Source organism: Liquorilactobacillus mali KCTC 3596 = DSM 20444 (assembly GCF_000260415.1).
Classification (GTDB): Bacteria; Bacillota; Bacilli; order Lactobacillales; family Lactobacillaceae; genus Liquorilactobacillus; species Liquorilactobacillus mali.
On record NZ_BACP01000036.1, the window covers coordinates 21,463 to 35,378 of the forward strand.

The 13,916-nt window shown below is 34.7% G+C and carries 10 protein-coding genes; 5 read left to right on the plus strand and 5 right to left on the minus strand.

Features of this window, described 5'->3' with window-relative positions:
• Positions 1-15: 15 nt before the first annotated feature.
• The 4 genes from GSM_RS06500 to GSM_RS06515 all read right to left on the minus strand — a co-directional run bounded on the left by GSM_RS06500 (position 16) and on the right by GSM_RS06515 (position 5,496).
• The gene (locus GSM_RS06500; protein ID WP_003689081.1) at positions 16-1,746 is read right to left on the minus strand and encodes an FAD-dependent oxidoreductase; all 1,731 of its coding nucleotides are present in this window, start codon (positions 1,744-1,746) and stop codon (positions 16-18) included.
• 111 nt (positions 1,747-1,857) lie between these two features.
• Positions 1,858-2,820, minus strand: coding sequence for an FAD:protein FMN transferase (locus GSM_RS06505; protein WP_003689083.1), 963 nt, complete (start codon positions 2,818-2,820; stop codon positions 1,858-1,860).
• 98 nt (positions 2,821-2,918) lie between these two features.
• Positions 2,919-4,439 (minus strand): glycerol kinase GlpK, encoded by a 1,521-nt coding sequence (gene glpK, locus GSM_RS06510; protein WP_003689086.1) that lies wholly within the window; start codon positions 4,437-4,439, stop codon positions 2,919-2,921.
• 127 nt (positions 4,440-4,566) lie between these two features.
• Positions 4,567-5,496 (minus strand): LysR family transcriptional regulator, encoded by a 930-nt coding sequence (locus tag GSM_RS06515; RefSeq protein WP_003689088.1) that lies wholly within the window; start codon positions 5,494-5,496, stop codon positions 4,567-4,569.
• A 254-nt stretch (positions 5,497-5,750) separates the two neighbouring features.
• On the opposite strand from GSM_RS06515, the gene GSM_RS06520 reads away from it, so the two are divergent.
• From GSM_RS06520 to GSM_RS06540, 5 genes are all read left to right on the plus strand, one after another.
• Positions 5,751-6,632, plus strand: coding sequence for a shikimate dehydrogenase (locus GSM_RS06520; protein ID WP_003689089.1), 882 nt, complete (start codon positions 5,751-5,753; stop codon positions 6,630-6,632).
• Between the two features lie 13 nt (positions 6,633-6,645).
• Complete coding sequence (locus tag GSM_RS06525) at positions 6,646-7,860, plus strand: MFS transporter (RefSeq protein WP_003689091.1); 1,215 nt, start codon at positions 6,646-6,648, stop codon at positions 7,858-7,860.
• On the plus strand, positions 7,857-8,618 hold the full coding sequence (gene aroD / locus GSM_RS06530) for a type I 3-dehydroquinate dehydratase (RefSeq protein ID WP_003689092.1): 762 nt from the start codon (positions 7,857-7,859) through the stop codon (positions 8,616-8,618). The genes GSM_RS06525 and aroD overlap by 4 nt, the downstream gene beginning before the upstream one ends.
• 81 nt (positions 8,619-8,699) lie before the next feature.
• The gene (locus tag GSM_RS06535) at positions 8,700-9,917 is read left to right on the plus strand and encodes an MFS transporter (protein ID WP_003689094.1); all 1,218 of its coding nucleotides are present in this window, start codon (positions 8,700-8,702) and stop codon (positions 9,915-9,917) included.
• A gap of 194 nt (positions 9,918-10,111) precedes the next feature.
• Positions 10,112-11,515: an NAD-dependent succinate-semialdehyde dehydrogenase gene (locus GSM_RS06540; protein WP_010077920.1), complete on the plus strand. Its 1,404-nt coding sequence runs from the start codon at positions 10,112-10,114 to the stop codon at positions 11,513-11,515.
• A gap of 163 nt (positions 11,516-11,678) precedes the next feature.
• Here the strand turns inward: GSM_RS06540 and GSM_RS06545 are convergent, their stop codons facing one another.
• Entirely contained in the window at positions 11,679-13,787 is a 2,109-nt protein-coding gene (locus GSM_RS06545) for a putative ornithine decarboxylase (RefSeq protein ID WP_010077921.1), read from the minus strand.
• Between the last annotated feature and the right edge of the window lie 129 nt (positions 13,788-13,916).

Genomic DNA, 13,916 nt, shown 5'->3' on the forward strand with positions numbered 1-13,916 from the left:
AATCTTCCTTCTCCATTACTTTAAATACGTCAATTCGGATTCTTCAATTGCTTTATTCAATTTCTCAGTTCTCGCAGAAAGTTCTTCACTATCCCACTCTAAGTAGTTAGCCATATTTTTAAGAACTACTTTTTTTACTTCATCCAACGTGTTTGACTTAAATAGCATATGATATGTCCTGCGCAATAAATAGTCAACTGGATCAAGAACCATCTCTTCATCAAGAGAATATTTAAGCGTGGCTGCTTCTGCCTTTGAAAGTCCTTCAACGTTTTCCACACTATCTAACAAATTAAATATCTTAATAGAATTAGACCCAAAACTTTTCGCGACTGAAAGAGCTTCTACTTGAGTAAGTCCTTTATCCTCACCAATCTTTGCAAATTTATTTAACTCTTCTACCACATTCTCTGAATCAAAATTTCCTCCTGAAACTATTGTTTCCTTAGAGTCTGCTAATGTGAACGTTTCATTGAAATCATTTTTTAGTTTTTTTACAATTAATTCAAGTGCAGCTTGTGCCATTAATCGGTAATCTGTTAATTTTCCTCCTGCCAAAGTAATCAATCCGTCTTCTGCAGAAACCAAAGAACTACCCCTTGAAACCGTCGATGGGGCTTTTGAATCGTTTACAGATTGACTAGCTCCTGAAACTACATCAGTTTTATTATCTTCTATTGCAATTAGTGGTCGTAAACCAGCCCAGCTGGCTTCAACATCATCTATTGTTAAATTAGCGGTTGGATATTTTTTATTGATTATATTGAGAAGATAATCTACATCCTCCATATCAACTTTTGGATCTTTAAAATCACCATGGTAATCAGTGTCTGTTGTTCCAAAATATGTCTTACCTTCACGAGGTATTGTAAAAATCATACGACCATCATCAGTACCAGATCCAAAATAAGTCGGTTGAGGTACTTGTAATTTTGAACTGTCTACAACAAGATGTATCCCCTTTGTTGGACGCATCTGTGGCCTATCATTATTTGCATCATCAATTGATTTTACTAAATCTGACCATGGTCCCCCCGCATTAATAACAATTTTCGCCCTAATAACAAACGATTCACCTGTCAATATATCCTTAACTTTACAGCCTTTAACCTTGTTATTTTCATCATGTAATATTTCAACTGCTTTCACACGACTTAACATGATTCCACCATCAGTATGTGCTTTTTTCACTGCTTCAATTACCAATCTTGAATCATTATTTTGATAATCTAAATATACTCCAGCACCAACTAATTTATCTGGATTCAATTGTGGTTCTCTTCTAAGAACTTCCTCTTTAGTTAGCGTATAATTTGCATATTTTTTAAGTTGTTCTGACTTGTCAATTTCTGCTAGATGATCATACAAATCCATTGCAACTTTGACAGAGAACATTGTAAATGTGGTTCCTGGTTCATCGTATATTGGTAAAATCATTGGGTCAGGATACACTAAATGTGGAGCAATATGTTGTACAACTGCCCTTTCCTTGACCGTATCAGAAACAACCTGTACATCAAAAGTTTTTAAATACCTGATCCCACCATGAACTAATCTTGTAGATCTTGATGATGTTCCACCACCAAAATCCTGCATATCAATTAGAGCTGTTTTAATTCCTGAGGCAGCTGCCTGCAAAGCAACTCCAGCACCTGTAATACCTCCCCCAATGACCAATAAATCAACTTTTTCACCATTTTTTAGTAACTCAATTTCTTTTTGCCTTGTTTTCTTTGAAAAAACCATCATAGTTCCTCCTTTAATTTTCGTATTTTAATCAGCATACAGAATAGCGCTCTCAAAATATAAAACAAATAATTTTTTATCTTACTATCAATAAAATAAAGTAACTCACTACTACAAAATCGAATTTTCTGTAAGAGAATAATTTTGATTTGTTATTTTAAAATTTTTTTCAATATTTTCTGTAATATATACTTTTCTATCCTTTGTAGTAAAAATCATCCCAACATTTTCCCGCGTATAAAGCTGCTTTTTTACCCCTCTAATACCATTATAAAAACCTAAGCTCGCCCAGATTTCACCATCGATTGACTTTTTTGTGACGGCAGTTACACTTGCCAAGTCATTAGCTACAGGATATCCGGTTTTAGGATTAAAAATATGGTGATACTCTTTCCCATCTATTTTTAAAAAACGTTCATATATTCCCGATGTAACAACAGAATAACCTCCTGTCTTTAGAATACCTAATGGTTCATTGCGTTCATTAAAAGGAGACTGGATACCAACATTCCATAAATGGTCTTCTCTCATTGCATTACCTACTAGCAAAACATTACCACCTAGATTAATTATCCCCCTATCTATATGATGACTAATCCAGTAATCTTTTATAGCATCGGCAATATATCCCTTTGCAATTCCACCTAAATCCAGTTCCATTCCTTTTTTTAGTAAAAAAACTGTCCTCTTTTTATCTTCTAAAACCACACTAAATGGATCAGTTAATGCTAATTTTGAGACAATTTTTTCAGCTTGAGGTATTTTTGCATCAACAAATCCTATATGCCATAACTTAACAACAGGTCCTATTAGAGCATTGAAACCTAGTTTTTTTTGACTAATCTCAATAGCTCTTTTCACAATTTCATAGCTTATCTCAGAGACAGCAACTGCATTTTTCCCTGAAGCATAATTAATATTCATTATCTCTGAAGAAGTCCTATTTACAGTTAATTTGTCTTCATATTCTTTTATTAATTCATACGCTCCTTTCAATAACTTTTCGTCTCCCGGATTGTAAACTGTTAAATCTATGAGGGTTCCAAGGGCATAATATTTTTTGTTTATTGCCATAATAATTAACACTTACCTTCTCAATTTACTCCAAAATGAATATATCTCTTTTGCTACAAATATCACCTAAAAATAGCCTATAAAAAAATCCAAATATTTTAATTACTATGCAAATCTTCATCATTACTAAATACTAAAGTAGCCTCCACTGCTTTTTTCCATCCATAACATAAATATGAGCGCTCCTCATCTTCCATTTCAGGATTAAATTTCGTTCCTTCTTGCACCATTGACTTCAATTCATCTAAATCTTGCCAGTAGCCTACCTTTAAACCAGCAAGAAAAGCTGCCCCTAATGCAGTTGTTTCCAAATTTGCAGCTCTAATAATAGGTGTATTTAAAATGTCTGCCTGAAATTGCATCAACATATTATTTCTAGCCGCGCCACCATCAACTTTTAGTGTTGGTATGTCAATTCCAGAATCTCTTTTCATCGTTTCTACAAGATCACGAGTTTGATATGCTAAAGACTGTAAGGTCGCCTTAACAAAATCTGATTTTGTAGTCCCTCTAGTCAATCCAAAAACTGAACCTCTAGCATTAGAGTCCCAGTATGGTGCACCTAAACCTGTAAACGCCGGTACAACATAAATTTCGTTATTATTTTTAGATTGATTTGCTAAATCCTCTGTTTCTGATGCAGATTTAATCATATCTAACCCATCACGCAACCACTGAATTGCTGAACCAGCGACAAAAATTGATCCTTCTAACGCATAATTCACTTTACCATCTATTCCGTATGCCACACTAGTCAATAAATTATTATGAGATAATTTAGGCTTTTCACCAATATTCATTAATACAAAGGCTCCGGTACCATAAGTATTTTTTACCATTCCTGGTTCAAATGCCAATTGGCCAAATAAAGCCGCTTGTTGATCACCTGCCATACCAGCAATGGGTACTCTTGATCCATAAAAATGATATTCTTTAGTACTTCCAAAAATTTCTGAATTTGAGCATATTTTAGGAAGCATTATTTCAGGAATATTCAACATCTCAAGAATGTTCTTTTCCCATGACAAAGTATGAATATTAAAAAGCATAGTCCTGCTCGCATTAGTATAGTCAGTAACATGTGATTCCCCACCAGTTAGTTTCCATACCAACCAAGTGTCAATAGTACCAAAAAGAAGTTCACCTTTTTCAGCCTTTTCCTGAGCGCCCTCAACATGATCCAAAATCCAACGAATTTTTGTCGCCGAAAAATAAGGATCTACTAACAGCCCTGTCTGTTCATGAATTGTTTCCTCGTAACCTTCTTTAATAAGCCTATTAGAAATATCTTCAGTTTGTCTTGATTGCCACACAATTGAGTGATAAATTGGCAGTCCGGTCTGTTTATCCCAAACTACTGTAGTTTCTCTCTGATTGGTTATACCGATGCCGGCTATTTGATTGGGTTTAATTTCCGATTCAATAAAAGCATTAGCAATTGTTGATAAAACTGCATTCCATATCTCGTTTGCATCATGTTCTACCCATCCTGGTTGTGGAAAATATTGTCGAAACTCCTTTTGTGCATCGGCAACTTTATTACCTTTTCTATCAAAAATAATTGCTCTCGTACTTGTAGTTCCTTCATCGATAGCCAAAATATATTTCTTTTTCCCCAAGAAATTCATCTCCTAATCTATTTATTAAATAGCACTACTTCCCTTTAATAATAGCGCTTACATTAAATAGATTAAACCTAAATTTATCTGTTAATTAATAGAAAATCTCTATCTAAAACAATATGTTTTAAATATATCTCTGTTCTTTTTTAAAATATTTATCACAATAATTAATAGCAAAAGATTTGAATTTTGCTGTGGATGGTGGTAAAAAATGATCTGCTTTGGAGATCAAATAGATCATATTAAATGCCTCAGATTCCCTTATATGGGCAATATGAACTAGATTTGTATTTAATTGCGATAAATGTGGTATTAAAGCAATTCCATAGCCGTGTTGAACGAACCCTACAATTGTATGATCTTCCTCTATTTCAGCCTTGACATTCGGATGAATATTATTGTTTTGAAACAGTTTGTCTATAAGAGGACGAATTCCACTGTTCTTTGAAAAATTAATAAATGGATAGTTACCTAATTGATTTAAAGAAATAGAACTATATTTTGCCAACGGATGATTTTTGGGAGTGACAAGAACTAACTCCTGCTTTGCTACTGGAACATACGCTAATTTTTTTTTAATGCTTTCGTTGTTTAATTGCTCAATATATGATGAAAAAACCACGTCATATTCTTCTGAAATTAATTTTTTCACAAGCTCTTCTGTATTATTTTGATAAAAATTAAATGAAATACTTTTGTTCTCTACATCTTTTTGAAAAGTAGTTATTAATTCTGGAACAAGCTCTTGACCGAGTGTATATGTGAACCCCACATCAACGTGCCCTTGTCTTACATCCAAAAGTTGTGAAACCATGTTCTTTCCTTCATTTAAAGTTGTAAGACTACTTTCAACATAATTTAAATAGATTTTGCCTATAGCTGTAAGTCTAATATTTCTTCCATCCTTTTCAAAAAGTGGAACACCAAGATCACTTTCTAAATGTTCTATTGCATAACTCAGTGAAGGCTGGGAAATTGATAAATTCTCTGCTGCTTTTGCCATATGTTCTGTATGTGCTAATTCCCTGAAAAAATAAAGATGCTTTAAATTCATAGCTTTCATCTCCAATCACGTTAATGGTAAATAATATCTATGTATAAATCAATTATACTTTGTCTATTTCAAAATTTGTAAGCGACATCTTGCCTGGCGTAGGATATCTTATATATTTTTTTGCAACTATGCATTTCGATAGATTCTTTTTATGAATTAATAGACTTTTATTTATTTATTATTCTGAATATGTTTTTTATAATATGTGAATAAGATAACAAAGTTAGCAAAAATTTGAAAGGGGTTTTTTTACAATGACAGAACGAATTGACGGACACACAATTTTAATTGGACTAATGGCTTATCCTATCAGGCATTCTATGTCTCCTACCATGCATAACAATGCTTTTGCAAAACTTGGACTAAACTATGTTTATCTTGCTTTTGACATCACAAATGACAAGCTTAAGGGAGCTGTTGATGCTATCCGTACACTTGACATGCGTGGCTCAAATGTTTCTATGCCCAATAAACAAAAGATTATTCCTTATCTTGATAAGCTGGATCCTGCTGCTGAATTATGTGGAGCTGTAAATACTGTTGTTAATGATAACGGTATTTTAACTGGTTACACGACCGATGGTACTGGTTTTATGAAATCATTATCGAATGAAGAATTAAATATTCATGGCGAAAAAATGACTTTGGCTGGTGCCGGTGGAGCAGGAACTGCCATTGCCATCCAAGCTGCACTAGATGGTGTTGCTGAAATTTCATTGTTTAACATAAGAGACGACAGCTGGGAGAATGCTATCAGAAATGTCAAAATTATTAATGAAAAAACATCTTGTAAAGCCACTCTTCATTCACTGGAAGATAAAGATGATTTTAAAAATGAGATTGCCTCAAGTGCCATCTACTGTGACTCTACCGGAGTAGGAATGAAACCACTTGAAGATATGACACTTGTCGAAGATCCTGCATGGTTCCATAAAGACATGATTGTCTATGATACTGTCTATGCCCCAAGAACAACAAAATTAATGGAAGTTGCTAAAAAAGCAGGTGTGGAACATGTATTTAATGGATTAGGAATGATGCTTGAACAAGGTGCTGAAGCTTTCAAACTCTGGACAAATGAAGAGATGCCCATTGAGTATATCAAAAGCTTACTGTTTGATGATGTTCAAAACTAAAGGAGGAGTATAGATGAAAAACAAATATATTCCAACTGCTTTTAGCCTCTACCTAAACTATTTTATCCACGGCTTCGGAGTTATAATTTTGGCTCAGAATATGAACTCATTGGCAACTCAATGGAACACCACAACGGCAGGTGTAGCAGTTGTCATTTCTTCACTAGGTATTGGTAGACTGATTGTTTTGTTGGTATCAGGTGCCTTGTCTGATAAATTTGGTAGAAAACCTTTTGTTGTATTAGGGGCCTGCACGTATCTAATTTTCTTTATTGGTATCATTTTAAGTAAAAATATAACTGTTGCATATGTATTTGGTATTTTAGCTGGAATTGCTAATTCATTTCTTGATTCAGGAACGTATCCTGCTTTGATGGAAATGTTTCCTGATTCAAAGGGTACTGCCAATGTGGTCATAAAAGCTTTCATCTCAGCAGGACAATTTATTCTTCCACTCATGGTCAGTTTTCTAATTGCCAGCAATTTGTGGTTTGGTTGGAGTTTTGTATTTTGTATCGCCATATTAATATTGAATGGGATTTTCATGGTGACTTCTGGCACATTTCCCAAAATATCTACAACCGAAGAAAATAATTTTTCAGTGGAAGCTGAGGAAGAAAAGAACGACACTGTAAAAGCAAACATCTGGATTGATGGCACCTTATTTATACTTTATGGATACATTTCACAATCTACATTTTATTTAGTAAGTCAATGGTTGAGTGAATATGGACAAAAAGTTGCAGGTATGAATACTACCAGTGCTCATGCTTTAATTAGTTATTACAGTATTGGTTCATTAGCATGTGTCTTTTTCACTGCAGCATTGGCAAAGAAAGCTGTCAAAGAAATAAGCTTTCTGAGTGTATACACACTAATATCCTTTTTATCATTGTTAGTGATGTACCTTGTGCCTAATTCGATAATCTGTACCATTATGGCTTTCACTGTTGGTTTTTCTGCTGCTGGTGGTGTTATGCAGTTAGGCTTAACTGTAATGTCTGACTTTTTCCCACAAGGCAAAGGAACAATTACCGGTGCCTTTTACACTGCCGGTTCAATTGCTTCATTCACCATTCCTCTAATTACGGGTGTGATGGCTTCCAACTTAGCAAACATAATTTTATTTGATGTTTTTGTTGCTCTAGCAGGTTTTGTTATCACGGTTCTAATTACAATCCGCTATCATCAACTTTTTCAAAAAGCAAAAAAGGAGTTGCTAAAATGAAAAGTACTAAAATAAGAAATGTCATTTTGGGCAAGGGACGACCAAAGATTGCTGTACCAGTAACAGGTAAAACTGAACAAAAAATTTTGGAGGAAGCAAGGGAGATTGTTGCAAAAAAGCCTGATCTAATTGAATGGAGGATAGATTTCTTTCAGGATGTGACAGATTTTACAACATTGGCAGATATTGCCGCCAAAATAAGAAACATTATTAAGGATACCGCTCTTTTGGTCACATTTAGAACCTATCAAGAAGGCGGTAATTTAAACTTACCTGATGAAGAATATTTCAAAATCATTCGAACACTTATTGAAAATAGGCTTGGTGATGCTGTTGATATTGAAAGATATCACGATGAAAAAAATCTAGCTCCTCTACTTACCCTATCAAAAACTAAGCAAGTCATTATTATTATGAGTAACCATGACTTCTATAAAACTCCTTCTAAGCATACTATTGTTGAACGCCTTCAAAGTATGGAAAAATTTGGTGCTGACGTAGCCAAAATTGCAGTTATGCCAATAGATAAAAAAGATGTACTGGAACTGCTATCTGCAACCCAAGAAGCTAGTGAAAGTATAGATATACCCATTATTACAATGTCTATGGGTGATTTAGGAAAAGTATCAAGAATTTGTGGTGAAACTTTTGGCTCTTCTTTGACTTTTGCATCAGTAACCGCAGCTTCGGCTCCAGGTCAAATAGAATTAACTCACTTAAGACAAGAATTATACGATTTAGAAATAAAAGATATTTAAATAAATTGAACAACCTGATATGCACAGCTATTTTATTGCGATCAGGTTGTTTTTATAAACTATATACTATCAGGTGACTAGATGAAAAAGCAAAATATTTTCTTTACCGTTTTTTTTCTGTATCTAAATTACCTAGTCCATGGTATGGCAATCGTAATTTTAGCTCAGAATATGCTCCCGCTTAGATTACAGTTAGGTGCAAGTATTGCACAAATTTCATATATCATTTCTTCACTAGGTATTGGCAGATTGTTAGTTTTGTACATCTCAGGATGGCTTTCTGATTGCTACGGTAGAAAACCCTTTATAATTACTGGTATTTTAACCTATATTCCCTTTTTCATAGGTATACTATTGAGCAAAAATATACTTGAGGCTTATATTTGTGGCATACTAGCTGGTATGGCGAATTCATTCTTAGATGCGGGAACTTATCCAGCTCTTATGGAATTTTTCCCAAGGTCTCAAGCAACCGTCAATATTTTGATTAAGGCATTTGCTTCTGTTGGGGAGCTTATATTACCTTTAATGGTAACTTTTTTAGAATTGCATTCTCTTTGGTACGGCTGGTCTTTTATATTATGCGTCATAATTTTAACGTTGAATTTATTTATTATCCTAACACAGAAATTTCCTCCTACCTCTGTGAGAAAAAAATTAACCACGTTCAAAACACAAGGCAAAAAAATACATATTGATATTCCTCATGTCATTGCAGGAATTTTACTAACAATTTATGGCTATATCTCTATGTCTACCTTTTATTTAATCAGCCAATGGTTAACAGATTATGGTATGAAGGTTGCAAATCTTAGTATGATACATGCTCGCTCTTTAGTCAGTGTATACAGTGTTGGATCAATTGTAGGTGTTTTGGTCAATACATTACTGGTTAGCTTTTTATTAAAAGAATCATCTCTAATGATATTTCATACATCACTTTCATTTTTGACATTATTGTTTATGTCACTAATACCTAAGGCATCTATACTTTTTATCGGCTCATTTATAATCGGTTTTTCTGCTGCTGGAGGGGTTATGCAAATAGGCCTAACGCTAATGTGTAATCTTTTCCCGGCTCATAAGGGCCTCGTGACAGGTATATATTATACAGCTAGTAGCCTGTCTTCATTTTCCATCCCACTGATAACAGGTTTAATTTCGCAAACAAATATTCATAATATTCTCTGGTTAGATGTGTTTATTGCTGTTATTGGATTTATCTGCAGCTTATTGATTACAATAATTAATAAAATTATTTTTAAACAAAAAAATACAGAAAGGATACTTAGAAAATAATTGGTCCTGTCCAATTTTTTTTTTAGTATCTTCGTATAGAATTATTGACCTCAACCTTTTTTTGGATTACTCTCTATTTGTAAGTTGTTTATGAACTAATTAGTTTATGACAATTTTTATGGTCACGTTTTCAATTTTTTGGAAATTTTTTCCATAACACTTCATGAATCAATAATCTAGAGGAGGAAACAAAATTGGCTTACAAAACTATTAACCCATATACAAATGAATTAATCAAAGAATTTCCAAATGCAACTGATACTCAAATTGAAGAGGCACTTACAACAACCCATAGTCTTTATCGTACATGGAAAAAAGAAAATGTCGCTGACCGTGCGCAAAAATTACATGATGTTGCACAAACATTTCGCGATAATTCAGAAGAACTCGCAAAAGTATTAGTTACAGAAATGGGTAAATTAATTAATGAAGCACGTGGTGAAGTTGAGTTATGTGCCATGATTGCTGACTATTTTGCTGATAATAGTGCAGCTATGTTATCACCTGTTCCATTAAAGACAACTGCTGGTAACGCACACATTGAGAAAGAATCAGTTGGGGTTCTAATGATGGTTGAACCATGGAATTTCCCATACTATCAGATTATGCGTGTCTATGCACCTAATTATATGGTTGGTAATCCCATGATTTTGAAACACTCTTCAAACACACCTTGGGCTGGAGCCATTTTCCAAGAAATGATCGAAAAAGCTGGTGCTCCAAAGGGCAGTTTGATTAACCTCTTTTTAACACATGATCAGGTTGATAAAGTTATTGCTGACAGCCGCATTCAAGGTGTTGCCTTAACAGGTTCTGAACGTGGTGGTAGTTCAGTTGCGCAAACGGCTGGTAAATACTTGAAGAAGTCTTCAATGGAACTTGGTGGCAACGATGCATTTATAGTTCTCGAAGATGCCAATATTGATGAAGTTATCTCAGTTGCAAATCGTGCACGTACTTACAATGCGGGACAGGTATGTACATCATCAAAGCGCTTCATCGTTGCCGACAAACTGTATGATGAATTTTTAGAGCGCTTAGCTGATAATTACAAACAATTTGTACCTGGAGATCCAATGGATGAGAAAACGACTCTTGCTCCTTTATCATCTGCTAAAGCAAAGCAAACACTGCAAAAACAATTGGATGATGCTCTTGCTGCTGGTGCAAAATTATACTTCGGCAATACACCAATTGATCTCCCAGGACAATTTTTCCAACCTTCGATTATCACAGATATTACTCCTGATAATCCCGCATACTACGAAGAAATGTTCGGCCCAGTTGCACAAGTTTATCGTGCTTCTAGCGAGCAAGAAGCAATTGATATTGCTAATGACTCGCACTATGGCTTAGGTGGGATTGTATTCGCTGGTGACAGTAAACATGGTGAGGAAGTCGCACAACAAATTGATACAGGGATGGTTTTCGTTAATACTTTCTTGTACACATTACCTGAAATTCCGTTTGGCGGAGTCAAACGTTCTGGATATGGTCGTGAAATGAGTAGTTTAGGATTAAACGCATTTGTGAATGATAAATTAATCGTTTCGGTTGAAAAACCTGATTTAGATAACTTAGGTGGAGCTTTATTCTAAAAATAGTTATTAATACACTTTAAAATTACCTATATAAACGAGGCTGGATCAAGAATTAACTTTTGATTCAGCCTCGTTATCGTTTTTCATACAGACCTGCTCCACAAATTAGAATTTTTTCTAATATTTATCTCTAGATAATCTATCAGCATTCGATCATGGTCTACGCTTTGACATACCCATAAGCGATGTATTTACCATCAACTTGTTTCAAGTAAACACCTTGTATTTCTGGATCAAAGCCCGGAAACTTAGTCATTGCGCCTAACAACGTCTGGAAATAGTCAATATCATCTTGTTCCCACTTTTCTCCAGGTACAACAACAAATACGCCTGGTGGATAAGGTAAAGCACCTTCAAGCGCTATTTTGTTTTTAAGTTGTGACAACTCAACTAGCTTTCCTTTATTACGTATGAATTCTAAGTCTGCTTCACTAGGAAGTTCTTCATACGATTGAAAAGAATGTTTAGCAAATAATTTCTTTTGTAATATAAAAGTTTGATGGCTCCTGTAATAATCATGCATCTCTTTGCACAATTGTTTCAGAGTGTAGCCATTATATCTCCCATGGCCTTTTTCAACTATTCTTGGCAACACATCAACTAATGGTGCATTTTCCTCATACTTTTTCTCAAAATCAAGAAGTTTTTCCAACAATCGCTCTAATTCATTCTCTCTGTCCCCTGGCGTCAGCAAAAAGAGTAATGAATTCAAATCTGCCTTAGCTGACATCACACGTTGTTCTGTCAAGAATGCATTGACAACCATCGCAGGTATCCCTGTCCGCTCGTAAACACCATGTTCAACATCCACTCCAGGTGTTTTAATTATCAACTTGAATGGATCTTGCATGACCTGTCCATCTTTTACCTGAGTAAAACCATGCCATAGGTCATCAGAGTTAAGCATCCAAGCATTTTTATCAATGGCAAGTCGCTCTGTTGCAACATCGCTCCAATTTACAGTATCAATCTTTTTAGGGACAAATGGAGCAAACAGTTTTGAACTATCCAATAGTCGTTTACGCCATTTAATCCCCCGTATCAAGGTTTTACTCCATTCTTTTACAGCAAAGTTTCTTTCTGCCATATAAGCATTAACAGCAAGGGATGCATAGACAGGATACGAGTAGCTCGTAGTTACATACTTTAAATACGTATGGTTGAAATGTTTGTGATCTATATACCGCTCTTGCCCTTTTATATGACTGTCTTTCTTCAATATTTGCGATGATTGGGCGACCCCAGCCTGTTGCTTATGAACTGATTGTGTCACTAAAATACCGGGATCTTCGCGACCAAGATTGCATGTAAATGCGGAGAGAGACTCCATTAATGGAACAAATTGCTCATATCCACCCCATGCGCAATCAAATAAAATATAATCACATAAGGGTCCTATCTTTTTTATAATTTTATGAGCATCATATATAATTCCGTCATAAGTTTCTAACTGTATAACCGCCATCCTGAACGGACGTCTCTTCTTTGCTTTAGCAGGAACAACTTTGCTAATCTCTTCTCTTATTTTTTCCTCATCGAGATATTCCTCATCCAGTGGACCAATCGCCCCTAGACCATTACGATCTGTTGGAATATATACAGGAACTGCCCCAGTCATAATCAGTGCACTATTGTAAAGTGACTTATGGTTGTTCCTGTCAAATAAGACTAGATCACCGGCAGTAAGAGCAGCCAATGAACAAATTGTATTTGCAGTTGTCGTTCCATTTGTAACAAAGTAAACCTTATCAGCATTATATGCTTTTGCAGCTTGTTTTTGAGCATCAAGTGGTGTTCCCGCATGGGTCAATGTATCGCCCAATTCCGTTACAGTATCGCTTACATCAGCCTGAAAAAAATTATCACCCATAAACTTTTTGAAGATCATTCCTGCAGGATGCAGTGAGTAGAATTTACCACCATGGTGGCCTGGTGTAGTAAAACTAACTGGTTTTTCCTTAGCATAACTCACTAAATCTTCGATGAACTTTGGAGTACTTTTTCTCTCATACTCTTCTGCAATTTCTTCAATCTTCTCAATTTGCTTTTTATTTTCTATATCCACGTCATACACGTCAAAAATTGGTATTTTTAATCCGCTTTGAATCAGATTTTGTCTTATATCTTCAGGAATAGTCTCATCTTTTAACTTCACAATCTCTGCGATTTCAGCCATCTTTGTCTCAGAGTTCAATGAAATTAGATTCCTAATATTGTCTCCCAAAAAAAACATTGTTTTTTGCGTTACAGCAATCTTCAAAAAGCCCATTTTTTCTTCTCTTTCTTATTTTAATTTACTTTAATTCAACTACATAACTGCAAAGGAAACAAGTTCAAGTTAATATAATTTTTCCAAAAACCTTAAGTTTTATGCTTTAGAATTTATTCTTTTGCTAAC